The organism is Gemmobacter serpentinus (assembly GCF_008973825.1).
Taxonomy (GTDB): domain Bacteria; phylum Pseudomonadota; class Alphaproteobacteria; order Rhodobacterales; family Rhodobacteraceae; genus Gemmobacter; species Gemmobacter serpentinus.
In genome coordinates, this window is record NZ_WCHR01000005.1 from 153,451 (window position 1) to 177,706 (window position 24,256).

At 62.7% G+C, this 24,256-nt stretch carries 25 protein-coding genes, 1 tRNA gene and 1 riboswitch; of the genes, 17 read left to right on the forward strand and 9 right to left on the reverse strand.

Going from position 1 to position 24,256, the window contains the following annotated elements:
- Nucleotides 1-73 precede the first annotated feature (73 nt).
- From GBJ34_RS03045 to GBJ34_RS03055, 3 genes are all read left to right on the forward strand, one after another.
- Nucleotides 74-430 carry an STAS domain-containing protein gene (locus tag GBJ34_RS03045; RefSeq protein WP_151717780.1) on the forward strand — a complete coding sequence of 119 codons (357 nt, stop codon included), beginning with the start codon at nucleotides 74-76 and terminating at the stop codon, nucleotides 428-430.
- A gap of 27 nt (nucleotides 431-457) precedes the next feature.
- Entirely contained in the window at nucleotides 458-880 is a 423-nt protein-coding gene (locus GBJ34_RS03050; RefSeq protein WP_151717781.1) for an ATP-binding protein, read from the forward strand.
- 213 nt (nucleotides 881-1,093) lie between these two features.
- Nucleotides 1,094-2,665, forward strand: coding sequence for a gamma-glutamyltransferase family protein (locus GBJ34_RS03055; RefSeq protein WP_151717782.1), 1,572 nt, complete (start codon nucleotides 1,094-1,096; stop codon nucleotides 2,663-2,665).
- 6 nt (nucleotides 2,666-2,671) lie between these two features.
- On the opposite strand, the gene hspQ is transcribed toward GBJ34_RS03055, so the two are convergent.
- A complete protein-coding gene (hspQ, locus tag GBJ34_RS03060; RefSeq protein ID WP_151717783.1) occupies nucleotides 2,672-2,998 on the reverse strand; it encodes a heat shock protein HspQ in 327 nt (108 codons plus the stop codon).
- 257 nt (nucleotides 2,999-3,255) lie between these two features.
- Between hspQ and GBJ34_RS03065 the strand changes: the two genes are divergently transcribed.
- Nucleotides 3,256-3,840, forward strand: coding sequence for a transglycosylase SLT domain-containing protein (locus GBJ34_RS03065; protein ID WP_151717784.1), 585 nt, complete (start codon nucleotides 3,256-3,258; stop codon nucleotides 3,838-3,840).
- 81 nt (nucleotides 3,841-3,921) lie between these two features.
- Here GBJ34_RS03065 and GBJ34_RS03070 read toward each other — a convergent pair whose 3' ends face one another.
- Entirely contained in the window at nucleotides 3,922-4,524 is a 603-nt protein-coding gene (locus tag GBJ34_RS03070) for a LolA family protein (RefSeq protein WP_151717785.1), read from the reverse strand.
- 119 nt (nucleotides 4,525-4,643) lie between these two features.
- On the opposite strand from GBJ34_RS03070, the gene GBJ34_RS03075 reads away from it, so the two are divergent.
- The 5 genes from GBJ34_RS03075 to GBJ34_RS03095 all read left to right on the forward strand — a co-directional run bounded on the left by GBJ34_RS03075 (nucleotide 4,644) and on the right by GBJ34_RS03095 (nucleotide 10,054).
- Nucleotides 4,644-5,906 (forward strand): AGE family epimerase/isomerase, encoded by a 1,263-nt coding sequence (locus GBJ34_RS03075; protein ID WP_151717786.1) that lies wholly within the window; start codon nucleotides 4,644-4,646, stop codon nucleotides 5,904-5,906.
- Between the two features lie 358 nt (nucleotides 5,907-6,264).
- The gene (locus GBJ34_RS03080) at nucleotides 6,265-6,855 is read left to right on the forward strand and encodes a DNA-3-methyladenine glycosylase (protein WP_151717787.1); all 591 of its coding nucleotides are present in this window, start codon (nucleotides 6,265-6,267) and stop codon (nucleotides 6,853-6,855) included.
- Between the two features lie 64 nt (nucleotides 6,856-6,919).
- Nucleotides 6,920-7,135: riboswitch (cobalamin riboswitch) on the forward strand.
- Between the two features lie 99 nt (nucleotides 7,136-7,234).
- Entirely contained in the window at nucleotides 7,235-8,473 is a 1,239-nt protein-coding gene (locus GBJ34_RS03085) for an aromatic ring-hydroxylating oxygenase subunit alpha (protein WP_151717788.1), read from the forward strand.
- Between the two features lie 3 nt (nucleotides 8,474-8,476).
- Nucleotides 8,477-9,565 (forward strand): hybrid-cluster NAD(P)-dependent oxidoreductase, encoded by a 1,089-nt coding sequence (locus GBJ34_RS03090; RefSeq protein ID WP_151717789.1) that lies wholly within the window; start codon nucleotides 8,477-8,479, stop codon nucleotides 9,563-9,565.
- A gap of 213 nt (nucleotides 9,566-9,778) precedes the next feature.
- A complete protein-coding gene (locus GBJ34_RS03095; protein WP_151717790.1) occupies nucleotides 9,779-10,054 on the forward strand; it encodes a type II toxin-antitoxin system prevent-host-death family antitoxin in 276 nt (91 codons plus the stop codon).
- A 437-nt stretch (nucleotides 10,055-10,491) separates the two neighbouring features.
- Here GBJ34_RS03095 and GBJ34_RS03100 read toward each other — a convergent pair whose 3' ends face one another.
- The 4 genes from GBJ34_RS03100 to GBJ34_RS03110 form a co-directional block, all read right to left on the reverse strand.
- Nucleotides 10,492-11,949 (reverse strand): hypothetical protein, encoded by a 1,458-nt coding sequence (locus GBJ34_RS03100; RefSeq protein WP_151717791.1) that lies wholly within the window; start codon nucleotides 11,947-11,949, stop codon nucleotides 10,492-10,494.
- A gap of 443 nt (nucleotides 11,950-12,392) precedes the next feature.
- A complete protein-coding gene (locus tag GBJ34_RS20450) occupies nucleotides 12,393-12,548 on the reverse strand; it encodes a hypothetical protein (RefSeq protein WP_192931090.1) in 156 nt (51 codons plus the stop codon).
- Nucleotides 12,549-12,759: 211 nt separating this feature from the next.
- Nucleotides 12,760-14,166: an aspartate ammonia-lyase gene (aspA, locus tag GBJ34_RS03105; protein WP_151717792.1), complete on the reverse strand. Its 1,407-nt coding sequence runs from the start codon at nucleotides 14,164-14,166 to the stop codon at nucleotides 12,760-12,762.
- A gap of 166 nt (nucleotides 14,167-14,332) precedes the next feature.
- Nucleotides 14,333-15,232 carry a LysR substrate-binding domain-containing protein gene (locus GBJ34_RS03110; protein ID WP_151717793.1) on the reverse strand — a complete coding sequence of 300 codons (900 nt, stop codon included), beginning with the start codon at nucleotides 15,230-15,232 and terminating at the stop codon, nucleotides 14,333-14,335.
- Nucleotides 15,233-15,462: 230 nt separating this feature from the next.
- On the opposite strand from GBJ34_RS03110, the gene GBJ34_RS03115 reads away from it, so the two are divergent.
- Nucleotides 15,463-16,173 (forward strand): hypothetical protein, encoded by a 711-nt coding sequence (locus GBJ34_RS03115; RefSeq protein ID WP_151717794.1) that lies wholly within the window; start codon nucleotides 15,463-15,465, stop codon nucleotides 16,171-16,173.
- A 102-nt stretch (nucleotides 16,174-16,275) separates the two neighbouring features.
- On the opposite strand, the gene irrA is transcribed toward GBJ34_RS03115, so the two are convergent.
- Complete coding sequence (irrA, locus tag GBJ34_RS03120; protein ID WP_151717795.1) at nucleotides 16,276-16,737, reverse strand: iron response transcriptional regulator IrrA; 462 nt, start codon at nucleotides 16,735-16,737, stop codon at nucleotides 16,276-16,278.
- Between the two features lie 300 nt (nucleotides 16,738-17,037).
- Between irrA and fabA the strand changes: the two genes are divergently transcribed.
- The 3 genes from fabA (at nucleotide 17,038) to GBJ34_RS03135 (ending at nucleotide 19,672) form a co-directional block, all read left to right on the forward strand.
- Nucleotides 17,038-17,547: a bifunctional 3-hydroxydecanoyl-ACP dehydratase/trans-2-decenoyl-ACP isomerase gene (gene fabA, locus GBJ34_RS03125; protein WP_151717796.1), complete on the forward strand. Its 510-nt coding sequence runs from the start codon at nucleotides 17,038-17,040 to the stop codon at nucleotides 17,545-17,547.
- A 65-nt stretch (nucleotides 17,548-17,612) separates the two neighbouring features.
- Nucleotides 17,613-18,842: a beta-ketoacyl-ACP synthase I gene (gene fabB, locus GBJ34_RS03130; RefSeq protein ID WP_151717797.1), complete on the forward strand. Its 1,230-nt coding sequence runs from the start codon at nucleotides 17,613-17,615 to the stop codon at nucleotides 18,840-18,842.
- Nucleotides 18,843-18,883: 41 nt separating this feature from the next.
- Nucleotides 18,884-19,672: an enoyl-ACP reductase FabI gene (locus GBJ34_RS03135; protein ID WP_151717798.1), complete on the forward strand. Its 789-nt coding sequence runs from the start codon at nucleotides 18,884-18,886 to the stop codon at nucleotides 19,670-19,672.
- A gap of 512 nt (nucleotides 19,673-20,184) precedes the next feature.
- Here the strand turns inward: GBJ34_RS03135 and GBJ34_RS03140 are convergent.
- Both GBJ34_RS03140 and GBJ34_RS03145 read right to left on the reverse strand, forming a co-directional pair.
- Nucleotides 20,185-20,258: transfer RNA gene (locus GBJ34_RS03140), tRNA-Gly, on the reverse strand.
- A 288-nt stretch (nucleotides 20,259-20,546) separates the two neighbouring features.
- On the reverse strand, nucleotides 20,547-20,804 hold the full coding sequence (locus tag GBJ34_RS03145) for an accessory factor UbiK family protein (RefSeq protein ID WP_151717799.1): 258 nt from the start codon (nucleotides 20,802-20,804) through the stop codon (nucleotides 20,547-20,549).
- 166 nt (nucleotides 20,805-20,970) lie between these two features.
- Here GBJ34_RS03145 and lgt point away from each other — a divergent pair, with 166 nt between their 5' ends.
- From lgt to GBJ34_RS20455, 4 genes are all read left to right on the forward strand, one after another.
- Nucleotides 20,971-21,876 (forward strand): prolipoprotein diacylglyceryl transferase, encoded by a 906-nt coding sequence (gene lgt / locus GBJ34_RS03150; RefSeq protein ID WP_151717800.1) that lies wholly within the window; start codon nucleotides 20,971-20,973, stop codon nucleotides 21,874-21,876.
- Nucleotides 21,863-22,954: a class I SAM-dependent methyltransferase gene (locus tag GBJ34_RS03155; protein WP_151717801.1), complete on the forward strand. Its 1,092-nt coding sequence runs from the start codon at nucleotides 21,863-21,865 to the stop codon at nucleotides 22,952-22,954. The genes lgt and GBJ34_RS03155 overlap by 14 nt, the downstream gene beginning before the upstream one ends.
- Before the next feature lie 3 nt (nucleotides 22,955-22,957).
- Complete coding sequence (gene pgeF / locus GBJ34_RS03160) at nucleotides 22,958-23,728, forward strand: peptidoglycan editing factor PgeF (protein ID WP_226341023.1); 771 nt, start codon at nucleotides 22,958-22,960, stop codon at nucleotides 23,726-23,728.
- 261 nt (nucleotides 23,729-23,989) lie between these two features.
- Nucleotides 23,990-24,160: a hypothetical protein gene (locus tag GBJ34_RS20455; protein ID WP_192931091.1), complete on the forward strand. Its 171-nt coding sequence runs from the start codon at nucleotides 23,990-23,992 to the stop codon at nucleotides 24,158-24,160.
- Nucleotides 24,161-24,256 lie beyond the last annotated feature (96 nt).

The window sequence follows — 24,256 nt, forward strand, 5'->3', positions numbered from 1 at the left end:
AAAGCATCGACGGTTACCGAATGCTAACGAACGGAGCCTAGCCTGCAAGCCTGACCGGCAGAAGGAAGCGCATATGGACCTTGAAGCGATCCCAACCCCCGACCTGCTGCTGGTGCGGGTGCTGTCAGAACGAATCGATGCGGCAGGCGCGATCCAGTTCAAGGACAGGATGCGTGAGCTTTCCGCCCCTCCGGGCGGCGTGGATGGCAACGCAGCCCGCATCCCGGTCTTGCTGGATATGTCGCGTGTCGGTTTCCTGGACAGCTCCGGCCTTGGGGCGGTGGTCGCGGTGATGAAATTGCTGGCCCCCCGCAGGTTGGAACTCGCGGCCCTGACCCCGACTGTCGAAAAGGTGTTTCGCCTGACCCGGATGGATTCGGTCTTCACCATTCATCCCGACCTGCCCGAACCGCTTCGGCATGTGGGTTGAATGCTGTTCATTTCAGGGATCATGCCCATGGCCGACCTGACCATTCTTGTCGAAAGCGACCCGCTGGCGGTGCGTCACGCGCTGGTCTGCCTGCAGGAAGCGGCGCTGATGCAGGGCTTCGCCCCCGATCAGCGAGGCCGGATCGAGATCGTTCTGGCAGAGGCGCTGAACAACATCGTTGAACATGCCTATGCCGGAACGACGGGCCAGATCCGGCTGGAACTGTCCTTGCGCCCCGAAGGGCTGCTATGCCAGTTGCGCGACAGCGGCTGCCCGCTGCCCGATCTGCAACTGCCCCCCGGACAACTGGCCGCCTTTGACGATTGCGACTTGCCCGAGGGCGGCTTCGGCTGGTTCCTGATTCGCACCCTGACCGCAGATTTGTGCTATCGCCGCGATGAGGGCCAGAATGAGCTTTGTTTCCTCGTTCCCGGCAATCCGCCGGATTGATGCCGAATTTTCCAGCAAATCGATACGCTGCCACGAAAAGACCTGAATTCGCCCGCAAATCGGCCCCGGATCCGCGTCAAGAAGGGGATGTAGCTGCATAAGGCTTCCCTCGGCACCGCGAGCAATGCCCCCACCCAGATCGCGGTGCCGAGGCTCTGACCCTTCCCAAGCCCGCTCGGCCTGCATAACCTCTCCAAGATCAGGGGGGATATGATGCGCGATTTCCAAAGCCCGGGCCGTTCGGCCGTCTTTGCCAACAATGGTGCCTGTGCCACCTCGCATCCGCTGGCGGCAAAGGTTGCGCTGGATGTGCTGCAGGCCGGGGGCAATGCCGCTGATGCGGCGATTGCGGGGGCGGTGCTGCTGGGGATCTGCGAGCCGCAAATGACCGGGATCGGTGGCGATTGCTTCGTGCTGCTGAAACCCGCCGGATCGGAAGAGGTGATCGGGCTGAACGGATCAGGCCGCGCGCCCGCCGCGCTGACTGCCGACAATCTGCGTGCCAAGGGGCTGGACCGGATGCCGATCCATGGCATCGACACCGTTACCCTGCCCGGCGCGATGGATGCCTTTCTGGCCCTGAACAATCGCTTTGGCCAAAAATCGATGGCCGAGATCCTTGCCCCTGCCATCCATTATGCCGAGGAAGGCGTGCCGGTTGCGCCGCGCGTGGCCTTTGACTGGGCGGGCGATGCCGCCGTGCTGCAAGGTGATGCCCGCAAGTTTTACCTGCTGGATGGGGCCGCACCTCAAACCGGCCAGATCTTCCGGGCCCCCGGCCAGGCCGAGGTGCTGCGCCGCGTCGCCCGCGAGGGGCGCGCGGGCTTCTATGAGGGCGAGGTGGCCGAGGATATGATCGCCTCGCTGCGTGCCCTTGGCGGCGGCCACAGCCTTGACGATCTGGCGGCAGTGAAATCGGACTGGACCACGCCGATTTCTGCGTCTTATCAGGGCGTTGACCTGATCGAACACCCGCCGAATGGCCAGGGCGCAACAGCACTTTTGATGCTGAATATCCTCAGCCATTTCGACCTGAAACGCCTTGATCCCTTCGGCGCGCCCCGCGCCCATCTGGAGGCAGAGGCGGCGAAACTGGCCTATGACGCGCGCAACCGCTTCATTGCCGACCCGACTGCGCGGATCGACCACTTGCTCGCGCCCGAAACCGCCGCGCGGTTGGCGGCCCTGATCGACCCGCGCCGCGCCCTGCCCGACCCGACCCCGCTGGCCGAGGCGGTGCACAAGGATACTGTCTATATCACCGTGGTCGACCGCGACCGCATGGCGGTGTCGCTGATCTATTCGATCTTCTGGGCCTTTGGCGCGGGGTTGGCCTCCAGCCGGTTCGGGATCAATTTCCAGAACCGGGGGGCGGGGTTCAGCCTGGCACCGGGCCACCCGAATGAGGCCGCAGGCGGCAAGCGCCCGATGCATACGATCATTCCCGGCATCTTGGCCGAAGGTGGCCGCGTGACGATGCCCTTTGGCGTGATGGGCGGGGCTTATCAGCCCTGCGGACATGCACGGCTGGTCAGCAATCTGCGCGATTACGGCATGGATCTGCAAAGCGCCATCGACGCGCCGCGCTGCTTTGCCGGCGCAGACGGCTTCAAGGTGGAACATGGATACAAGCCGCAAATCCTTGAGGAATTGCGTGCCCTTGGCCATAGGCCGGTCCCGTCGGATGAACCTATCGGGGGCGCACAGGCCATTGTCCTGCATCCCTCCGGCGTGCTGGAAGCGGCATCCGACCCGCGCAAGGATGGCTGCGCGCTTGGCTATTGAGGCAGATCAGTTCAGATTAAACTGCAACGGGTAGCGGCCATCCTCAAAATCCCCGAACAGATCGCCCAGATCCGGGTGATCGACCGGCTCGCCGGTCTCGTCGGGGATCAGGTTCTGCTCCGAGACATAAGCCACATAGAAACTTTGGTCATTCTCGGCCAGCAGGTGATAGAATGGCTGATCGCGATCGGGGCGGCTATCCTCGGGGATGGCGGCATACCATTCCTCGGTATTGGAGAACATGGCGTCCACGTCAAAGACCACGCCGCGAAACGTGTGCTTGCGATGCCGGAGCACCTGTCCGAGATGGTATTTGGCTTGCGTTTTCATCATCGATCAGTCCCCCGCAATCCTAATATTCCCTTCCGGGCCTGCCGTCTATCGGCGCGAGGGTGATTCGCGGGAAACAGTCTGTGCGGCGAAGCCCGACAAATGCGCCCTGCTGGTCAAGCTGACGGACATGCCAAAGGCACCGGGCCACAGGCGGCGGCACCTCGCGCAATTCTGATGCGGGCGGCGGTCGCCCCCCATTTCCACGGTCGGAAATTTGCCCTATCCTCACCGCTAATAACAAGACACGCGAGGGGCAGATGAGCAGGTTTCTCCGTGCGTCGATACTTCTGTTGCTATTGGCCTCCTGCGGGGGGGGCAGCAATTTTTCGGCGCCGCGCAATCTGGATGACGCATGTGCGCTGCTGCGCGAGCGGCCGGAATATTACCGCGCCATGAAGGCGACCGAACGTCGCTGGGGCGTGCCGGTGCATGTGCAGATGGCAACCATCCACCAGGAAAGCAAATTCGTGGGCAATGCCAAGACCCCGCACCGTTTCGTGCTGGGCATCATCCCGATGGGGCGGCAAAGCACGGCCTATGGCTATAGTCAGGCGCTGGATGGCACCTGGGATGAATATCAGCAGGAAACCGGCAATCGCCGCGCCAAGCGCGACAGCATCCAGGATGCGACGGATTTCATGGGTTGGTATATGCACGGCTCCGAACAACGCCTCGGCATTTCCAAGCTCGATGCCCGCAGCCAGTATCTGGCCTATCACGAGGGCCGCACCGGCTTTGCCAAGGGCAGCTACAATGCGAAGTCCTGGCTGGTGGATGTGTCAAACCGCGTGCAACAGCGGTCCGAGCGCTATGCCGTGCAACTGGCGGCCTGCGGGCGGTAAGCCCTCCCCCGCCTGTCAGACCTGCCCATCAATCAAAACGCCGCCCCAGGGGGCGGCGTTTTTGGCGCGCGGAGGGCTGGCCTATTTCTCGCGGCGGCGCATCTCGGCCTCAAAGGTGAAGGTCGAGGGCGGGTAATCCTTGCCCATCTGCATATCACCCAGGATCACCGTGGTCTGCGATCCGCCATTGTCATTGATGACCCATTGCCGAAGCGCCACCGGATTGGCGGTGAAGACCAGATCGATGGAGCCATATTCGGGATGTTCGGGATCTTGCGCCCGCACCAGCGTCTTGTTGCCGTCTTCCTTGTGCGACACCACCATCTTGGCGCGGCCAAGGTCGATATTGGCCCCCAGGATCAGGTTCAGCGGTGTGCGTTTCAGCGGATACTGTTCGGGCGGCTGGTTCGATTTGCCATCGAATACCGCGACCTGTCCGCCCGAGGCCAGAACCAGATTGCGGTCGGGCGGCGCATATTCAAAGCGGACCCGGTTCGGGCGCTTGATGAAGATGCGCCCGGTGCCAATGGTGCCATCGGCATTGATCTGGGTGAAATCCGCCTCGGCTGTCTTCAGCCCGTTGAGATATTTGGAAATCGCGGCAAGCGAGATCTTCTCGGCCTGCGCGGGAAGGGCGAAGGCCAGAAGGGCGAACGGGGCAAGGAGCGCGGTGCGACGGTTCATGCCCGCAATATAATCGCACACAAGGCTTTGTGCAGCCCCGTTCCGCAAAATGTGAGCGGCGGCTTGCCGCTTGTGAGCGCCTTGAAGCTGCGCCATTCTCCGCGCCGGAGGTGCCGCATATGACCCGACTTTACCCTGGCCCGATGGATGCCGACGGATTCTGGATTGACCACCCCGCGCATCGCGCCTTTCTACGGGCAGATGCGGCGCGGCAGTTCGCGTTCTTTGCGGCAAGCCCCAGGCGCTATCCCGATGCAGCCCCCGGTTTTCATGTGCTGGATTATACGGGCGCGCCACTGGCATCCGACCTGCAAGAGCTGCACACCACCACGCGGCTGGTGCATTCTTACGCGCTTGGCATCGCCGCAGGCCTGCCCGGCGCGGGCGAGATCGTCGATCAGGGCATGGACTACCTGTGGTCGCATCACCGCGACCCCGATCATGGCGGCTATGTCTGGGGCATGGCGGGCGATCAGGTGGCCGATGGCCGCAAGCTGGCTTATGGCCACGTCTTCGTGCTTCTGGCCGGGGCCTCGGCCAAAATCGCCGGGCACCCGGATGCCGACCGTCTGATTGCCGATGTCTGGCAGCAATTGGACCGGCATTTCTGGGAGGACGGCCCCGGCCTGTTCGCCGATGAGTTCAACCGCGACTGGACCCCGTTTTCCGACTATCGCGGCATGAATGCAAATATGCACGCGACCGAAGCGCTGTTGACCGCCTATGAGGCGACGGGCGATCGGGTGTATCTCGACCGCGCAGGGCGCATTCTTGATTTCTTCCTGACCCGGATGGCCGCAGCCGAAGGCTGGCGCATCCCCGAACATTACCATGCCGACTGGCAGCCCGACCGCGCCTATGCGGGCGATCCGATGTTCCGCCCGCGCGGCACCACGCCGGGCCATTCGTTTGAGTTCGGCAGGCTGGCCCTGCAATGGTGGGATCTGGCCGGGCGCCCGGCAGATGGCACGCCCGCGCGGGCCCGCGCCCTGATCGAGACCGCGCTGGCGGCCTGGCAGCCGCGCGGCGGTCTGGCCTATACGCTGCATTTTGACGGCACGGTCGATGTGCCCGACCGCTATTGGTGGCCGGTGACCGAGGCGATTGGCGCGTTGGCTGCGCTGATCAAGCTGGATCGCCGCCCCGAGGATGAAGTCTGGTATCGCCGTTTTTGGGCCTTTGCCGATGCGCATCTGATCGACCATGCGCGCGGCGGGTGGTTCCCCGAACTCGATGCCGAGGATCGCCCGACCGCGCGGCAATTCCACGGCAAGCCCGATATCTACCATTCCGTGCAGGCCGTGCTGTTCCCGCTGGCACCGGGCCTGTCGCGCGCGGCAGATGGGCTGGCAAGCGATCTTGTGCCCAATCTGGCCGGATAGGCGGCAGAAATCCGAAAAACTGCTTTGTTTAACCCTTTCGCAACGGTTTGCGACCAGAGTCGATGTTGACGCAACGCCCGAGTTGCGTTCACATTCTGGAAACAATGCCCGTGATTGGTGGCAACACCCGGCGGGCAGATAGTGGGGCAGTTCATCGTGATCCAGTCAAAGCAGGTGGCACACAAGCGACAGATGGCCTCGGGCTGGTGGCTGTTGCCCTCGGTCTCGCTCGGTTCCGGTATCTGGGCCCTGATCGGCATCGCCCTGATCTGAACTCCTGCCAGAAAGCGTCACAGGCCAGTGGCGATATGGGCCAGTGGCGATATGCGCCAGACAGCAACATGGGCCTTCCCCGATCATGGCCGACAGTTTCCCGATCCAACCTGATTTCCCGGTCGATTTCTTCGCCCGCCCTGCCCCCGATGTGGCCCGCGATCTGGTTGGGGCGCGACTGGCGATTGCCAAGGCTGACGGGCGGCAAAGCGCTGGCCTGATCACCGAGACCGAAGCCTATCGCCGCGACGATCCCGCCTCCCACAGCTTTCGTGGCCCGACCCCGCGCAATGGCGCGATGTTCGGCCCGGCCGGGCGGGCCTATGTCTATCTCTGCTACGGCATACATTGGTGCCTGAACGTGGTCTGCCTGCCCGGTGAGGCGGTCCTGCTGCGCGCCATGGAACCCGTGGACGGGATGGATCTGATGGCCGCGCGACGCGGACTGACAAGCCCTGGACTGCTGGCCACCGGGCCGGGGCGGCTGGCGCAGGCATTGGCGGTGGATCGCAGCCATGACGGCCAGCCCTTCGGCACCGCCCATATGTCGCTTTCCCCGGCTTTCAGCCCCGAAATCATCACCGGCCCGCGCATCGGCATCCGCCGGGCCATCGATCTGCCATGGCGCTTTGGCTGGGCGGGATCGGCCTTTCTGTCACGCCCGTTTCCGCAATAATGGGCCACACCGCATTTGCGCGGCACAATGTCGCAAACCGCATATGCGAAGACGCGATTCTGCCATAACTTCATTGATGTGAGGTCCGAGGCCGCGATCAAAAGCGACACCGGAAAACTGGCAAGCCGGTGCAACCCCGGCGCTGCCCCCCGCACCGGTGACGGAGGATCGGGTTGTTCTGTGAAACGGGTCGAGAACCGATCCGGCTGACAGGACGAAACGATCCGGCTGCAAAAGCCGATCCGATAGCCCGGGCGCCAGCCTTGCCAAGCCCCGCGGGAAGCCGTGGCCGGGGACGATCCGAAAGGAGGCGGCACCGACCAAAGCCACCGCCTCAACAGGAACACCCGCGCGGGGAGGCGCGGGAAGCGAGGATGCGATGCTCAGCCAGCAGGACATGTTGGCGCGCCTGAATGCGCGCCGCCCGAATTATTCGCTCGACCACGATCTGTATTGCGATCCCGGTGTGTTGCAGCACGATCTGGACAATATCTTTTACAAGGAATGGCTGTTTGCCATTCCGGCCTGCGAGATCCCGAAGACCGGCAATTTCGCCACGCTTCAGGTCGGGGCCTATCCGCTGGTGATCACGCGCGGGGCCGATGGCATGATCCGCGCCTTCCACAATGTCTGCCGCCATCGGGGCCAGCGCCTATGCGCCAAGCCGACCGGCAGCACGCCCAAGCTGGTCTGCCCCTATCACCAATGGACCTATGACCTGGACGGCAAGCTGCTTTATGCGCGTGACATGCAGGAAGGGTTCGACCCCTCGCAGCACGGGCTGAAGAAGGTGCATTGCGTCGATCTGGGCGGCATGGTCTTCATCTGTCTGGCCGAAGTGCCGCCGCCGATCGCCGATCTGGCCAAGGTGATGTCGAACTATCTGGCCCCGTCAGGTCTGAAAAAGGCCAAGGTCGCGCATAGCTCCACCATTGTCGAAAACGGCAACTGGAAGCTGGTGATCGAGAACAACCGCGAATGCTATCACTGCGGCGGCTCGCACCCCTCGCTGTGCCGGACCTATTCCGACAATCCGCGCATGACCGCGATGGAAGGCCCCGACAGCGCCAGCCCCGACATTTTGGAACATTGGAAGCGTTGCGAGGCGGCGGGCCTGCCTTCACGCTTCATCAATCACCCGAAAATGCAATGGCGTCTGGCGCGGATCCCGCTGCTGAACAATGCCGAAAGCTATACGATGAACACCAAGGCGGCGGTGTCGAAACGCATGGGCGACATGCCGTTTAACGATGCCGGAAGCCTGCTGTTCTTCCACTATCCCAATACCTGGAACCACTTCCTTGCCGATCACGCCATCGTCTTCCGCGTGCTGCCGCTCAGCCCGACCGAAACCGAGGTGACGACCAAGTGGCTGGTGCCGGAAGACGCGGTCGAAGGGGTGGATTACGATCTGCAGAACCTGACCGAAGTCTGGTACAACACCAATGACGAGGACCGTCAGGTGGTGGAGGAAAACCAGAAGGGTATCCTGTCGCCGGCCTATGAGCCGGGCCCCTATTCCACCATTCAGGAAGAGGGCGTGATCCAGTTCGTCGACTGGTATTGCGAAACCATGCAGGACCGCCTGGCCCCCCGCCCGGCCATGGCTGCGGAATAATCCATGGCCAAGCAGGTGAACTGGACGGCAAAACCCTGGGCTGACAGCGAACAGCTGGAATGCACCATGGTGGTGCCGGAATCCCCCGATACCGCAACCTTCACTTTCCGCGCGCCTTCGGGCGCGTGGTTCGACTATCAGCCGGGGCAGTTCATCACGCTTGATCTGCCGGTCGACCCAAAGAATGTGCCGGGCGGCAATGTCCAGCGCACCTATACGATTTCGTCCAGCCCGTCGCGGCCCCTGTCGATCTCGGTCACGGTGAAGGCCCAGAAGACCAGCATCGGCACGCGCTGGATGCTGGATCATCTGAAGCCGGGGGTGCGGATCAAGGCCTATGGGCCAAGCGGCATCTTCAGCTCGCACCGGCACCCCGCGTCGAAATACCTGTTCATTTCGGCCGGGTCCGGCATCACGCCGATGATGTCGATGACGACCTGGGCCTGGGATTCGGGCGAGATGCCCGACATCGTTTTTGTCCATGCCGCGCGCAAACCGTCGGAGATCATCTTCCGCGATCGGCTGGTGCAGCTGGCGTCCCGCGTCCCGGGCCTGCAATTGCGCTTCACCGTGGAAGAGCACGAGCCCTATCACGCCTGGCACGGGTTTTCGGGACGGTTGAACCAGATCATGCTGGGGCTGATGGCACCCGATTATCTGGATCGCGAGGTGTTCTGCTGCGGGCCAGAGCCCTTCATGCAGGCCGTGCGCGACATGCTGAACGCGCTTGGCTTCGATATGAACCGCTATCATCAGGAGAGCTTCGGCGCGCCGGTCACAACAGAGGCCGAGGCGCCGGTTCTGGACGATGTGGTGCCCGATGCCACCGCCGGGGCCTCGATCACCTTTGCCACATCTGGTGTGACGACGCCCTGCGCGGAAACCGATACGGTGCTGGCGGTGGCAAAACGGTCCGGTCTCAATATCCCGTCGGGCTGCACCTTCGGGCTGTGCGGCACCTGCAAGATCCGCAAGACCGGCGGCGAGGTGCATATGGTGCATAATGGCGGCATCTCGGATGATGACATCGCCGAAGGCTATATCCTGGCCTGCTGCTCGCATCCGATGGGGGCAGTCACGGTCGAGGTCTGAGGCCCGGGCTTCAAGACTCGGGCCGAAAGGCCGCGACTCCTACAGGTCAGAGGTCTCAACCCGCCTCGGCTTCAGGGCGAAAAAAGGGGCCGCGAGGGCCAGCCCCTACGGTAAATGTTGAGATTGGGGTCGCCAACGGCGGCCCCAATGGTTTCATTGACAAGTGCGCAAAATACGTATATTATGTAATCTATACTTTGCTGGAGGCCTACTATGACCGTGACTATCAGCTCTACCGAATTCCAGCGCAATGTTGGGCTATATACTGACAAAGCCATGCAGGAGCCATTGATCATCACCGCTCATGGGCGTGACCGTCTCGCCCTGCTCTCCATCGAAGATTACAACCGCCTCAAGATGCTCGATGATCGCGAGGCGTTTATGGCGGAAGATCTCCCCGATGACTTGCTCCAGGAATTGGAAGTCAAGATTGAGGAAAGCAGAGCTTCCGGGATCATTGAGACAAATTACAAGATCACCCAGTTCTGATGGATCTGCGTATCAAGCCAGTAGACGGCACGGTGGTCCGCTACAGTTTTCTGTGGCCTCACGAACGCAAGGCCGGGCTTCGGGAGGGGACGAAGGACCGTGCATGTGTAGTTGTCATGTCATCTAGTGACGGAAGGTTTCTCCTCGCGCCGATCACGAGGCGACCGCCAGAAAAATCGACCAGTATCGATCTTCCTTTGGAGATCAAACGCCATCTCGGCCTCGATGAGCGGAAGAGCTGGGTTATTGCGTCCAATCTAAACAAGTTCACTTGGCCGGGATTTGACATAAGAGCTGTCCCCGGGAAGAGCCCACCAACATACTCATACGGGCGCCTCCCGAGCGGGTATCTTCTGCAAATTCAATCCACACTCGCAGGTCTGGCGAGGAAACGTCTTGTCGTAACTATTGAGCGGGATGATGGGTCATCCTGACCCTCAAGTAAATGGCACGGCAAAAGCAAACAAATCCCTCGGGTAGATGAGCCCCTTGGCCAGCCCGATCCGCATCGCCGGGGTTGCGCCGTCACGACCGCGCAGCATCCAGTTGTGGTAGAACCGCAGGATTGTGACCAGTTTCGGGACCATGTCCGGATCGTAGAGCCCGTAGGCATGCCAGATCCTGTGCTGGTTCGATGCGGTGGGAAGGCCCCGCTCGAAGCCGGTCACGCGGCGCCGGGCCAGGTTGAACCAGGCATCCACCGGATGGATCGTGGCCTCACAGGTCAACTTTGCCAAACCCTCGAATCCGAGGTGGCCCAGATCCGTTTTCAGCCGCAGCGACTTCCTTGGTTCCGCCTTGGTGTGAAAGGGCCATTCAATCCCTGCCGTCGCGAGCATGCGACCCCGATCCTTCAGGCTGGCCTCCGCGAACCGGGTTTCCAGCAGATGCGCAACCAGCGCCTGGCGTCGGTTCAGCTCCGGATGGCGCTCCTGGATCTGATCGACGGATGCGCGGTTCTCCCGGTTCAGGGCGTGGAATGCCTCGCCGCCCAGTCTGGTGGCCATGGTGCTGCGCTCGTCATTGGTCATGCCCTTCTCGAAGGTCACCTCGGTGATATGCGCCCGGCCCGAATTTACCATGCCGACCGACAGCGCACAGAAAGCGGCGGCAAGTCCGCTATCCGCATCGACGCAAAAATGCGCGCTCCGGAATTCCGACCCGATCATTTTTCGGACCAGCATGATGTGAGCATACATGAAGGCATCGCCCCGCACACGAGCGCCCTTTCCGGGCAGCTTCAGGCGGCCGCCGGCCGCCATATCTTCCTGACCAAAGAATCCGGGCAGCCCGCGCATGACCGCATCGCGATACTCGCGCTCAGACCACAGCCTGGCATGTTGGCGCATGGATCTTGGCCGAAGAAAGTCGCCACAGCTCTCCATGGCCATGTCGCTCCCCTCAACGGATAGGTCAGGATCATAGTCGACGGTCGATGCCTCCACGAACTGCGACCCCTTATGAACCGTGGACATGTGCAGGAGCGGAACCGTGCCACGCCGCCCGCGGACCGGCCAGTTCAGAAGAATGGTCTGGGTATCAGTCGCGAAGACGGGCTGGCCGCCCGACAGGCATTCGGGCAGAGCCTTTTCGCGCGGTGCGGCCATGGCGAGGCATTGCTGGTAGATGAAATCGATCTTCGCATAGACCTGAGGAAAAGTGACGCCGTTGATCTCGCAGATCCGGCTCAACGGCACCTTGTTCACCAGGTTGAGCAGGATATCCCCGGTCCGATCCGTGCGCTTGTGGCGCCGGGTCTTTGCCCCGATCGAGAAGGTCCCGCCGCAACACTTGCACTGGTGCCTCGGATCCCCCTTCGCCGTCCGGCCGAAGGCCCGGTAAGCGGATGGCATAAGGATCATGCTGATGCCGAAATTCTGGCAACCCGGGTTCATGCACCCATCACCGCGGCGCGGCCGACGATTGACCCGCATCGTTCTTGCATATTCTTGCGCAACTGCCCGGTTGGATTTAAGGATGTTGTGCGAGCCGCACGTCGGGCAGGTGAAAGTTCGTTCCGAACCGGAACCCGTCACATGCCCATGATGAGGATCACCACTGGATCGACCGGCAGCGGCATGTGGGTTGGGCGGTATTCCGTAGCTGATGCAGTGGGGGTTTCGACAGAAGTTGACGGAAAATCCGCCGACCAACACAGGAAGCCGACGCTTCTGTGTCGAAGATTTCTTCGAGAGCGTATTGCCTGGCCCGTCTCCGAAAATTCATGTGAATAAAGGAAAAGAGCCGCCAATTTAATGGCGGCTCCTTGGTCCGTCAACATTTATCGTAGGGGCTGGGCCGCGAGGGCCCCTTTTTTATGCCGAAATGGACTTTGCGATCAGTAGCCGAAACCCAAGCCCACCATGATCAGCACCACGACCACAAATGCCGCAATGCCCGCACCAATCCCCGGCAGAACCCCGTGCCTCTTGCCAATAGAGATTCCGGTCACCATCGGAACCAGACCGGCCAGCACATAGATCATATCTTCCATTCAATCCGCCTCTGATATTCTGCCCTTTTGATGGGCCAGCCCGGGTGATTTTGCAACCATCCCCCGCCCCGATCGGCGGGGGTCGGCGACAGGGCGCAGACCTTCGGCCCAGACCTTGGGTTCCGGCCCCAGATCCAGGCCCCAGATCTAGGCCACGGCTTCTCGGCCGGTTTCAGGTGCCCCGGGTCTTGGCCCCCGTTGCCCCCTGCCCTCAGGCCACAATCTTTTGCGGGCGGGTCAGTTCTTCAGGGCGCAGGATGCGGTCAAGACGCGACTGGCTCATCAGGCCCTTTTCCAGCACCAGTTCATAGACGCCCTTGCCGCTGCGATGCGCCTCCATCGCCACTTCGGTCGCGGCAGCATAGCCGATATAGGGGTTCAGCGCGGTCACAAGCCCGATGGAGCGTTCCACCGTCTCGCGCAGCAATTCGCGATTGGCGGTGATGCCGCGCACACAATTGACCTCAAGCGTCGTGCAGGCCGCGATCAGATGGCTGACCGAGCGGAACAGCGAATAGGCGATCACCGGCTCAAAGGCATTGAGCTGCAATTGCCCGCCCTCGGCTGCCATGGTGATGGTCATGTCATTGCCGATCACCTCGAAGGCGACCTGATTGACCACCTCGGGGATCACCGGATTGACCTTGCCCGGCATGATCGAAGATCCGGCCTGCTTCGCCGGCAGGTTGATCTCGTTGAAGCCCGCGCGCGGGCCGGACGACAGCAGGCGCAGGTCATTGCAGGTCTTCGACAGTTTCACCGCGACCCGCTTCAGCACGCCCGAGACCTGCACGAAGGCGCCACAATCCTGCGTCGCCTCGACCAGATCGGCGGCGGTGATGACCGGAATGCCGGTCACCTCGGCCAGACGGGCGCGGACGCGCTCGGCATAATCGGGATGGGCGGTGATGCCGGTGCCGATGGCGGTGGCCCCAAGGTTGATCTCAAGGATCAGCTGCGCAGCCTCGGCCAGACGGGCCTCATCCTCGCCCAGCATGATGGCATAGGTGTTGAATTCCTGCCCCAAGGTCATCGGCACCGCTTCCTGCAATTGGGTGCGGCCCATCTTCAGCACATCGGCAAATTCGGTCGCCTTGGAGGCAAAAGCCCCGCGCAAGGACGCCATTGCCGCAATCAACCGATGCATCCCGCCCCAGGCCGCAAGGCGCAGCGCGGTCGGGTAGACATCATTGGTGGATTGGCTGAGGTTGACATGTTCATTGGGGTGCAGATAGCGATAGTCGCCCTTCTTGCGGCCCATGATTTCCAGCGCGCGATTGGCGATGACCTCATTGGCATTCATATTGGTCGAAGTGCCCGCGCCGCCCTGGATCTGGTCGACGATGAACTGGTCATGCAGCTTGCCCGCGCGGATTTCCTCGCAGGCGGTGACAATGGCGTCGCGGCGATCTGCGGCCAACAGACCCAGATCGGCATTCGCCATGGCGGCAGCCTGTTTGATCGCGGCCAAGGCATTGACCAGATCCGACACCTGCCCGATGCTTTGCCCCGAGATCGGGAAATTCTCGACAGCGCGCAGCGTATGCACGCCCCAATAGGCGGTCATCGGCACATCGCGGTCGCCAAGAAGATCATGCTCGCTGCGGGTTCTTTTCATGGGTCTTTTTCGCATATGAGGGCACAGACCGCAGGCGAGGCCGCCCGGCAGTCATGCAGGATTGGACTTGGATTTTCAGAAATTTGGCTATTACGGCCCTTCTTCGGGGCCTGATCCTGCATTTATGCCCATGGAAGCAGCAATTCCAATGCCAATATCGGCAAGGTTATTCCATTTTTGCATAATCGGCAGACAGCTGAGACGCAGCCTGCCAGACGCGGTTTGTCAGGCCCCGGCCCCGTGCCGCATTGCGGTAGAGCCGCAGTTCCAGCGGAAGTTCCGGCCCGACCACGATCAGCCGCCCGTCGGCCAGTTCGGGCGCAACCATGCGGCGCGGCAACCAGCAGATGCCGTGCCCTTCCACCGCCATGGATTTCATCGCCTCGGCCATGCTGGCCTCATTGGTATGGGCGACATAGACGCGCGGCGCGCCGGGCTGGGCCTGCGCAATCGCGGCCATCAGGCCAAGGAAGGATCCACGCGAATATTGCAGCAAGGGCAGCGCCTCGCCCTCGGTCGCCCAAAGCGCGGGGCGGTTCGGACGCGCCACCGCCACCAGCGCGTCATGGCCCACCACCAGATGCGGATAGGCCCGCGCATCCAGCGGCGTCGGCACCGCATCATGATGGAATGTCAGGAAAAAGTCATATCCACCTTCGGTCAGCGCCTCCAGGCAGCGGTCGTAATTCTCGGGCTTCACCCGGGTTGCGACCGGCCCCAGAACCTCACGCAGCCGGGTCAGCCAATGCGGCAGAAAGGTCACCGTCAGACTGTGCAGCGCCACCAAGGCAATGACCGGCCCGCTATCCTTCTGGTGACGGAACTCTGCCCGGCGGGCATCGATCATCCGCACCGCCTCTTCCGCGGTTTCGCGAAAGCTGCGGCCCTCGGGCGTCAGGGTGACGGGAAAGCTGTCGCGGCTGACCAGTTCCGCCCCCATCCAGCTTTCCAGCGCGCGGATGCGGCGGGAGAACGCGCTTTGCGTCACGCCGCGCTGCTCTGCCGCGCGCGAAAAGCTATGCGTCTCGCAAAGCGAAAGGAAGTCTTCCAGCCATTTGAATTCCATCGCCACCCCCGTGCGCCCGTCGCCCCCCGATCAGGCCAATGACCCGCAGCATAGGGGGCGGTGCATTCAAGATACAGGCCCCGCCGCATCACGGCCCCGGCCCGCGCGAACCCGCCCAAGCGCCGCATTCGTGCTTGTCGACTTTCGCACGGCGTTTTATCCTTTTGCCAGAACAAGGGCCACAAAAGGCCCGGAGCAGTCCGGTCTTACCCGGTTACAGGAGTTTTAAGATGCGCATCAGCCTTCTCGCGGGGGCCGTTCTGGCCTGCACAACCTTGCCCTTCGCGGCGCAGGCGGAATTTGTCGGCGGCCGTGCGGGCCTGTCGCATTCGGCCTTTACCGGCGACAGTGACCGCGCCAAATCCTCGGCAGATGTGCAACTGGAATGGGCCTTTGGGCAAAGTTTCTCGACCCAGACCGATCTTGGGCTGTCGGGTCTTCATGCGCTGGATGACACGGCGCTGAATTTCACCACGCACCTGAACTGGACCTTTGCCAATGGCGGCACTGCGGGCCTGTTCTATGGCTGGGACAAGGTTGTGGGCACCGAAGATTTCTATGGGCTGGAATATGCCACCATGGTCGGCAATACCCATGTGGACGGCTATATCGCGATGATCGACGAGGTCGGCAGCAATGGCACCATGGCGGGCGTTGCAGGCCGGATGGCGATGAATGACCGCTTTGGCCTTGGGGCCTCGGTCGATTACATGAAGTCGAATGGAGTGGTCGACGGCACGCGCATTGGCCTGAATGGCGATTATGCCATGGGCGAGGCCACCAAACTGACTGGCGAAATCGGCCGGGTCAGCGCCGATGACACCGCCGGCAACCGCGTGAGCGATACCTATCTGAAGCTGGGGGTCGATTTTGCCTTTGGCCAGAAACCGGGCGTCAGCTTCGGCAAACGGTCGCTGTTCAACATCCTGCCCGGGCTCTGATCCGCGCTTGATCGCATAAAGACAAAAAGCCGGGCAGATCGCCCGGCCTTTTCATCTCTGCCTGATGCCCCCGACATGAGGGGCGCCAGACCTGACTTGACGTTACTTGCGGCGCAGCCGGATCACCACATCGACCCGCGAAATCTCGGTCCCGTCGGGCGGCGTGGGCAGGCAGGCGATCTGCAATTGCTCCGCAGGGGCATCGGTCAGCGTCGCGCTGTCCTCCCAATAGAAATGCGGGTGGTCATCCATGCGGGTGTCGAAATAGCTTTTCGCCCCGTCGACCACGACTTCTTGCATCAGACCCGCATCACAAAAGGCGCGCAGCGTGTTGTAAACGGTGGCAAGGCTCACCTTCTCGCTGCCTTGCGCCGAAAGGGCATACAGGCTTTCGGCGGTGACATGGCGATCCTCGCCATCACCCACCAAAAGTGTGGCCAACGACACCCTTTGGCGCGTGGGCCGCAGGCCACCATGCGTCAGCCACGCTTCCGCCCGGACGCGTGCCCGGTCCTGGGTCTTGTCGCCCTGCGCCAGATCGTGAGCCTGTGTCTCTGCCTGCATGGGGTCCTGTCCAATGCTGTTCAGCTTGCAATTTAAGGTGATGCACGGAAAGTTTCAAATGCTATCGCCAATTTTCGCTTTTGGCCGGGCGGCGGATCGCGACAGCCAGTCTCGCGACAGCCGGTCTGAGGATCGGCCCCGCCCGGGCGGAACGTCCCCCGCGATGGCGCGCGCGGATCGCATCGCAGATTACATGTCGCTGCGGCATCCCTGCCACCCCTTGCCCCCTGCCCGCCCTTGCCACGGCCAAAGCCGGGGTGATAGAGGATGCGAAAGACCACAGGGCATTCCGGGGGACAGATGACCGTATATCCGACAAGCTTCGACCGCGAAGACCTGCTGAAATGTGCGCGCGGCGAATTGTTCGGTCCGGGCAATGCACAGCTTCCTGCGCCGCCGATGCTGATGATGGACCGCATCACCGATATTTCCGGCGATGGCGGTCTGCATGGCAAGGGCCATGTGGTTGCGGAATTCGACATTACGCCGGATCTTTGGTTCTTCGACTGCCATTTCCCCGGCAACCCGATCATGCCAGGCTGCCTGGGCCTTGACGGGTTGTGGCAGCTGACCGGCTTCAATCTGGGCTGGCGCAGCTGGGAAGGCCGGGGCTATGCGCTTGGCGTGGGCGAGGTCAAACTGACCGGCATGGTGCGGCCCGACCGCAAGATGCTGACCTATAAGGTCGATTTCACCAAGGCCATCCAAACCCGCCGCCTGACCATGGGCGTGGCAAATGGCATTGTCGAAGCCGATGGCGAGGTTATCTATCAGGTCACTGATATGAAGGTCGCGCTCTCCACCAGCTAAGACGCGGGTCCCCGCGACCTGCTTCAAGCCCCGTTGCGGGGCCGGAATTCAAGGAAGGAAACGTCATGCGTCGCGTCGTCATCACCGGCATCGGCATCATTTCCCCGATCGGCAATTCTGCGGCCGAGGTCGAGGCCTCGCTGCGTGCGGGCAAGTCCGGCATCGTCTTCTCGCCGGAATATGCCGAACGCGGCTTCCGCAGCCAGGTTCACGGGATGCCGCAGATCGTGCTGGAAGATCATATCGACAAGCGCGACCTGCGGTTCATGGGCCCGGGGGCTGCCTATAACTTCCTCGCCATGCAACAGGCGATTTCTGACAGCGGGCTGGAGGCAAGCGACGTCTCCAATGAGCGCACCGGCATCATCGTGGGCTCCGGCGGGCCGTCGACCTCCAACTTCTTCCAGGCGCATAACATCGTCGTGGAAAAGGGCGCGCCCAAGCGCATGGGACCATTCATGGTCACCCGCTGCATGAGCAGCACCAACTCTGCCTGCCTGGCCACGCCGTTCAAGATCAAGGGCGTGAACTATTCGATCACCTCGGCCTGCTCGACCTCGGCGCATTGCATCGGCAACGGCACCGAACTGATCCAGATGGGCAAGCAGGATATCGTCTTTGCCGGCGGCGGCGAGGAGCTGGACTGGACGCTGTCCTGCCTGTTCGACGCGATGGGGGCCATGTCGTCGAAATATAATGACAGCCCCGCCACCGCGAGCCGCGCCTTTGACGCGACGCGCGATGGCTTTGTCATCGCAGGCGGCGGCGGTGTCGTCGTGCTGGAAGAGCTGGAACACGCCCTTGCGCGCGGCGCGAAGATCTATGCCGAAGTGACCGGCTATGGCGCGACCTCGGATGGTCATGACATGGTGGCCCCTTCGGGCGAAGGCGGCGAACGCTCGATGCGCCTCGCGGTCTCGACCCTGCCGGAAGGGCGCAAGATCAGCTATATCAACGCCCATGGCACCTCGACGCCCGCGGGCGACGTGACCGAGGTGCGTGCGGTGCGCCGCGTCTTCGGCGAGGGCCATGTGCCGCCGATCTCGTCGACCAAATCGCTGACCGGGCACAGCCTTGGCGCGACCGGCGTGCATGAGGCGATCTATTCGCTGCTGATGCTGCAGGGTGATTTCATCACCGCCTCGGCCAATGTCACGCAGCTTGACCCGGAATTGAAACCCGAAGAGATCGCGACCACCCTGCGCGAGAATGTCGGGATGGATTCGGTGCTGTCCAACAGCTTTGGCTTTGGCGGCACCAACGCGACCCTGGTGATGAGCAAGTTTCAGAAGTAACCCCCGATTTTTCGTCGAAAAATCGAATACGGGAGGACGGCATGGCCGGATTGATGACAGGCAAGCGCGGGCTGGTGATGGGCGTCGCGAATGAGCGATCCATCGCCTGGGGCATCGCAAAGGCGCTGGCAGATGAGGGGGCAGAGCTGGCCTTTTCCTATCAGGGCGAAGCCTTCGGCAAGCGGGTCGAACCGCTTGCCGCCTCGGTCGGGTCGGACTTTCTGGTCGATGTCGATGTGACCGATGATGACAGCCTTGCCGCCTGCTTTGGCAAGCTGAAGGACCGCTGGGGCCAGATCGATTTCCTGATCCATGCCATCGCATTTTCCGACAAGAACGAGCTGACCGGGCGTTTCATCAATACCAGCCGGGCGAATTTCAAGCATTCGCTCGATATTTCCTGCTTCTCCTTCATCGACGTTGCGCGCCGCGCCGCCGATCTGATGCCCGAAGGTGGCAGCCTGATCACGCTGACCTTCCAGGGCTCGAACCGGGTCACGCCGAATTACAACGTGATGGGCGTGGCCAAGGCCGCATTGGAAAGCGCCACGCGCTATCTGGCCAATGATCTGGGGCCACAGGGCATCCGGGTCAATGCAATCTCGCCCGGGCCGATGAAAACGCTGGCCGGGGCCGCCATCGGCGGGGCCCGCGCCACCTATCGCCATACCGAAGAAAACGCCCCGCTGCGCTCCAACGCGACGCTGGAGGCTGTGGGTGGCACCGCCGTCTGGCTGTGTTCCGATTACGGGGCCTTCACCACGGGTGAGGTTGTGCGGGTCGATGGCGGCTTTCACGTCCTGGGGATGCCGCAGGCGGGCAATCTCTGACTGCGGGGGTGACGCCGCGCGTCCCGCTGCTGCGGCCCCTTCCCGGTGCCGCAGCATGTTTGGCAGATCACATCCGCCCCCTGCGCCGCCGCCCGAAGACGCGATGCACGCGTCTTCGTCCTGACGCCCTGGATTTGACGACAAGGCCGCACGGCCTGAACTGCATGTCCCCCCTTGCCGTTCCGCCGATGTAGCGGCAACGTCCTGGCAAGAGACGGCCTGAAAAGCAGGCACAAGAGATGTCCCCCACAGCCCCGCGATCATCATGCGGGGCATCGGGGCACGGTGTTTCGCGATGCGGGTATCCCCAGTACCCGCACCGCGAAACAGAAGGCCAGGGGTACGCTCCCGGTCTTCTTCACTTGAAGGCCAAAGGCACCGCATGGCGCAGCCAAGCCGTCACGCCGCGAAGGGGCGATGACCAGCCGCAGGCTCAAGATGCGGGCATAAAGCCTGAACCTGTCGCAACAGAAGAAGGTGGTGACGGGAAATCGAGCGACTGTTGAAAAACCTGGAGCGGGTAGCGGGAATCGAACCCGCCCCATCAGCTTGGAAGGCTGAGGCGCTACCACTACACCATACCCGCCGCTCTGGCCCCCGCTTAACATCGCGCGGGCGGGGTCTGCAAGCCCCGGATTGCGGTCCTGTGCGGCGAAACCGGCAGATCTTCGCCCCACCGCCCTTGCCGATCCAGGCCGCGCATTCCCGAAGGATCCGCAGCCCTCCCTGCCCGCCGCATGAGCTGCCCGCCGCCGGGCAAGACGGCTGCACAAGGGATGACAAAGCAAAGCAAAGCAAAACGGCCGAGGCTGCCCCCGACCGTTGCACCATCCACCATCTGTATCCCGGGCAGCACGTCGCCCAGGGCTTCAGGTCACTTCTTCTTCGGCGCAGCCGATGCTTCAAGGGCTGCCAGACGGGCGGAAAGCGCCTCATTCTCTTCCCGTGCCTTCTGCGCCATGGCGCGGACGGCATCGAATTCCTCGCGTGAGACGAAATCGCGATCCGCCAGCCAGCGATCCATCAGGCTTTTCACCGCGGTCTCGGCCTCGGTCTTCGCACCTTGCGCCACGCCCATGGCGTTGGTCATCAGCTGCGAGATATCGTCAAGGATCTTGCTGCGGCTCTGCATGGGTCTCTCCTGCGTTTGCCTGCCTTATATGCGGTGCCCGGCCCGCGCCCGCAAGGGGCGCGGCATCCGGTTGACAAAGCGCCATGCCCGCCTGACAAGCTGACCGCATCCCGAGGCGCGGCCTATGGCCCGCCGGCTAGACACGTCCCGAAACGCGGAGCCAGGCATGACCCCTTACCTGCCCTTTCCCGATATCTCGCCCGAGATCTTTTCGATCAACCTGTTCGGGCTGCATCTGGCGCTGCGCTGGTATGCCCTGGCCTATATTGCCGGGCTGCTGATCGGGTGGCGGCTGGTGCTGCGGGCCATCCGCAGCCCAAGGCTCTGGCCGGGCGGCACGGCCCCGCTGAATGCCGAACAGCTGGACCGGCTGCTGACATGGATCATCGTGGGCGTGGTTCTGGGCGGACGGCTTGGTTTCGTGCTGTTCTATCAGCCCGGGCATTACCTGAGCCATCCGGGGGATATTCTGAAGGTGTGGGAGGGCGGCATGTCCTTCCATGGCGGTTTCCTGGGGGTCGTGGTTGCCGCCCTGATCTTCTGCCGCCGCGAGGGCATCGCGCTTTTGCCGATGGCCGATCTGCTGGCGCTGGCCGCGCCGCCCGGCCTGCTGTTGGGGCGGATCGCCAATTTCATCAATGCCGAACTCTGGGGCCGTGCCACGACCATGCCCTGGGGCTTTGCCTTCCCGGGTGAGGCCGCGCAGGCCTGTGCCACGATGGAGGGCCCCTGCATCCGCCATCCGAGCCAGCTTTACGAGGCGGGACTGGAAGGGCTGCTGCTGGGTATCATTCTGATCTGGCTGGCCTTCCGCGCCAAAAGCGCGTTCTTCCGCGCCGGCCTGATCGCGGGCACTTTCCTTGCGGGCTATGGGCTTGCACGCTTCATTGTCGAATTTTTCCGCCAGCCCGATGCGCAATTCGTGACCGCTGAAAACCCGCTGGGCCTTTACATCCATCTGGGCGGCTATGGCCTGACCGCCGGTCAGGTTCTGTCATTGCCGATGATCCTTGTCGGCATCTGGCTTGTGATCCGCGCCCGCAGTGTCCGCACCAAGCATGTCCCCGCTTGAAGCGCTGCTGATCCGCCGTATCCGGCTGGAGGGGCCGATGCGTCTGGCCGATTACATGGCCGAATGCCTTCTGCATCCCGAACACGGCTATTACACCACGCAGGTGCCGTTTGGCGCGGCGGGGGACTTCACCACCGCGCCTGAGATCAGCCAGATGTTTGGCGAATTGCTGGGGCTGTGTCTGGCGCAGCACTGGCTCGATAGCGGGGCACCTGCCCGTTTCACGCTGGCAGAACTTGGCCCCGGCCGCGGCACGCTGATGGCCGATGTGCTGCGCGCCACCGCCCGCGTTCCCGGCTTTCATGCGGCCGCCGAGGTCACATTGATAGAGGCCTCGCCCGCCCTGCGTGCGACGCAACGTGCGGCCCTTGGCACCCATCCGGTAACCTGGCGCGACCATGCGGGCGATCTGCCGCAGCAGCCACTGTTCCTGCTGGCCAACGAATTTTTCGACGCGCTGCCGATCCGGCAATTCACCCGCGATGCGGCGGGTTGGCGCGAGACGATGGTCACGGAAAACGCGGGGGGAGCAAATTCTGCAGATGGGACGCAGGGTGCAGGCAGGCTGCAACTCGCCTTGTCCGCCCCGGCACCGCTCGCGCTGCTGGAACATCGGCTGGCCGACACCGCACCGGGCGATGTGGTGGAATATTGCCCTGCTGCCGGCCCGATCATGGCCGAAATATCAAGCCGCATCACACGCCATGGCGGCGCGGCCCTGATCGTGGATTATGGCGGCTGGCAGAGCCGGGGCGATACGTTTCAGGCGCTGCGAAACCATGCCTTCACCGATCCGCTTGCAGAACCCGGCCAGGCTGATCTGACCGCACATGTCGATTTCGCGGCCTTGGCCCAGGCCGCCACCTGCCCCGTCGCCTACCGCACGCAAGGCGAGGTTCTGACCGCCCTTGGTATTGCGGCGCGCAGCTCCGCACTTGCCGCACGGCTGACAGGCCCAGCCCTTGACACCCACCTTGCCGCCACGCGCCGCTTGACCGACCCCGCCGAAATGGGGACGCTGTTCAAAGCCCTTGCCCTTCATGCCCCCGGCACCTTGCCGCCCCCCGGATTTGCCTGACCCATGCCGCAGATGTCCCCGATCGAGACCATCACCTCGCCTGCACTCGCGCCGCTGCGCCACGGATTTTTCACCCGAAAGGGCGGGGCCTCGTCGGGCATCTTTGCCGGGCTGAATTGCGGCACCGGCAGCAGCGATCTGGCCGAGGTGGTGCAGATCAACCGCGCCCGCGTGGCCGAGACCATGGGAGCGCCCGTCGCGGCGCTGGTGACCGTGCATCAGGTGCATTCCCCCGATGTGGCGGTGATCACCGGGCCACATGACGGGCCTGCCCCCCGCGCCGATGCGATGGTGACCAACACGCCGGGGCTGGTTCTGGGCATTCTGACCGCGGATTGCCAGCCGGTGCTGTTTGCCGACGCCGCCGCCGGGGTGATTGGCGCGGCCCATGCCGGATGGCGGGGCACCCGTGACGGTGTTCTGGAAGCCACGCTGGCCGCGATGGAGGGGTTGGGCGCGCAGCGCGACCGCATTACCGCCGTGATCGGGCCAACCATCAGCCAGGCCGCCTATGAGGTCGGGCCGGAATTCGTGCAGGACTTTGTTGACGGTGATGCGCAAGCCGCGCGGTTTTTCGCCAATGGCAAGGGCGATCGCGCGTTGTTCGATCTTCCGGGCTATGCGCTGGCGCGCCTGCGTGCTGCGGGCGTAGCGCAGGCGCAATGGACAGGCCATTGCACCTATAGCGATCCGGCGCGCTTCTATTCCTATCGCCGCACCACCCATGCCGCCGAGGCGGATTACGGAAGACTGATTTCCTGCATCCGGCTGTAAAGGATTGCGGCGATATTTGCCGCGCTTTTGCCGCAATTCTGGAAACAATCCTCGAAATTCGTCAGGTCTGGCCTGAATTTCATAACAATTCATGGCATTGGTCGGCAAAGTCCACAGCACGCGCCGATCTCGGGAATTCGGTCAAATGCCACATTCCTGTCCCCATCCCCGCCGCAATGAACAGCGATTCTGCTTCTTGAAGGTCGTTCGCCCCCCCGGTCCGGCCATAGCAAAAAGAGACAGAATGTCATGGAGCAGAGCATGAAAAAGGAACGTCGCTGGCTGAAATCGGTGATCGCGACCGCGCAGGACATGCAGGTTACGATGCCTTGGCAGCGCGGTATGCGCCGCCGTCCTGCCGCCATGCAATCCTCGGCACAACCCGCGCTGGCCAAGCCCGCCGTCCCGGCACAGGCGCTTGCCGCGCGCTGAACCAGCCCTGCGACAGAATCACCAAGGCCGCCTCTGGGCGGTCTTTTTCATTTGATTCGGCCTGCTGCGCGATCCGACCCGATCAACCTTGCCGTG

What these genes read in the sequence shown, in the direction of transcription:
- GBJ34_RS03050 (WP_151717781.1), top strand. Translation starts at nt 458, where the DNA reads ATGGCCGACCTGACCATTCTTGTCGAAAGCGACCCGCTGGCGGTGCGT.
- pgeF (WP_226341023.1), top strand. Translation starts at nt 22,958, where the DNA reads ATGCCGCAGATGTCCCCGATCGAGACCATCACCTCGCCTGCACTCGCG.
- GBJ34_RS03090 (WP_151717789.1), top strand. Translation starts at nt 8,477, where the DNA reads ATGGCCAAGCAGGTGAACTGGACGGCAAAACCCTGGGCTGACAGCGAA.
- GBJ34_RS03100 (WP_151717791.1), bottom strand. Translation starts at nt 11,949, where the DNA reads ATGAACCCGGGTTGCCAGAATTTCGGCATCAGCATGATCCTTATGCCA.
- GBJ34_RS03055 (WP_151717782.1), top strand. Translation starts at nt 1,094, where the DNA reads ATGCGCGATTTCCAAAGCCCGGGCCGTTCGGCCGTCTTTGCCAACAAT.
- GBJ34_RS03115 (WP_151717794.1), top strand. Translation starts at nt 15,463, where the DNA reads ATGCGCATCAGCCTTCTCGCGGGGGCCGTTCTGGCCTGCACAACCTTG.
- GBJ34_RS03095 (WP_151717790.1), top strand. Translation starts at nt 9,779, where the DNA reads ATGACCGTGACTATCAGCTCTACCGAATTCCAGCGCAATGTTGGGCTA.
- GBJ34_RS20455 (WP_192931091.1), top strand. Translation starts at nt 23,990, where the DNA reads ATGAAAAAGGAACGTCGCTGGCTGAAATCGGTGATCGCGACCGCGCAG.
- hspQ (WP_151717783.1), bottom strand. Translation starts at nt 2,998, where the DNA reads ATGATGAAAACGCAAGCCAAATACCATCTCGGACAGGTGCTCCGGCAT.
- lgt (WP_151717800.1), top strand. Translation starts at nt 20,971, where the DNA reads ATGACCCCTTACCTGCCCTTTCCCGATATCTCGCCCGAGATCTTTTCG.
- GBJ34_RS03080 (WP_151717787.1), top strand. Translation starts at nt 6,265, where the DNA reads ATGGCCGACAGTTTCCCGATCCAACCTGATTTCCCGGTCGATTTCTTC.
- fabA (WP_151717796.1), top strand. Translation starts at nt 17,038, where the DNA reads ATGACCGTATATCCGACAAGCTTCGACCGCGAAGACCTGCTGAAATGT.
- GBJ34_RS03155 (WP_151717801.1), top strand. Translation starts at nt 21,863, where the DNA reads ATGTCCCCGCTTGAAGCGCTGCTGATCCGCCGTATCCGGCTGGAGGGG.
- GBJ34_RS20450 (WP_192931090.1), bottom strand. Translation starts at nt 12,548, where the DNA reads ATGGAAGATATGATCTATGTGCTGGCCGGTCTGGTTCCGATGGTGACC.
- aspA (WP_151717792.1), bottom strand. Translation starts at nt 14,166, where the DNA reads ATGAAAAGAACCCGCAGCGAGCATGATCTTCTTGGCGACCGCGATGTG.
- fabB (WP_151717797.1), top strand. Translation starts at nt 17,613, where the DNA reads ATGCGTCGCGTCGTCATCACCGGCATCGGCATCATTTCCCCGATCGGC.
- GBJ34_RS03065 (WP_151717784.1), top strand. Translation starts at nt 3,256, where the DNA reads ATGAGCAGGTTTCTCCGTGCGTCGATACTTCTGTTGCTATTGGCCTCC.
- GBJ34_RS03045 (WP_151717780.1), top strand. Translation starts at nt 74, where the DNA reads ATGGACCTTGAAGCGATCCCAACCCCCGACCTGCTGCTGGTGCGGGTG.
- GBJ34_RS03110 (WP_151717793.1), bottom strand. Translation starts at nt 15,232, where the DNA reads ATGGAATTCAAATGGCTGGAAGACTTCCTTTCGCTTTGCGAGACGCAT.
- GBJ34_RS03135 (WP_151717798.1), top strand. Translation starts at nt 18,884, where the DNA reads ATGGCCGGATTGATGACAGGCAAGCGCGGGCTGGTGATGGGCGTCGCG.
- GBJ34_RS03075 (WP_151717786.1), top strand. Translation starts at nt 4,644, where the DNA reads ATGACCCGACTTTACCCTGGCCCGATGGATGCCGACGGATTCTGGATT.
- GBJ34_RS03085 (WP_151717788.1), top strand. Translation starts at nt 7,235, where the DNA reads ATGCTCAGCCAGCAGGACATGTTGGCGCGCCTGAATGCGCGCCGCCCG.
- GBJ34_RS03070 (WP_151717785.1), bottom strand. Translation starts at nt 4,524, where the DNA reads ATGAACCGTCGCACCGCGCTCCTTGCCCCGTTCGCCCTTCTGGCCTTC.
- GBJ34_RS03145 (WP_151717799.1), bottom strand. Translation starts at nt 20,804, where the DNA reads ATGCAGAGCCGCAGCAAGATCCTTGACGATATCTCGCAGCTGATGACC.
- irrA (WP_151717795.1), bottom strand. Translation starts at nt 16,737, where the DNA reads ATGCAGGCAGAGACACAGGCTCACGATCTGGCGCAGGGCGACAAGACC.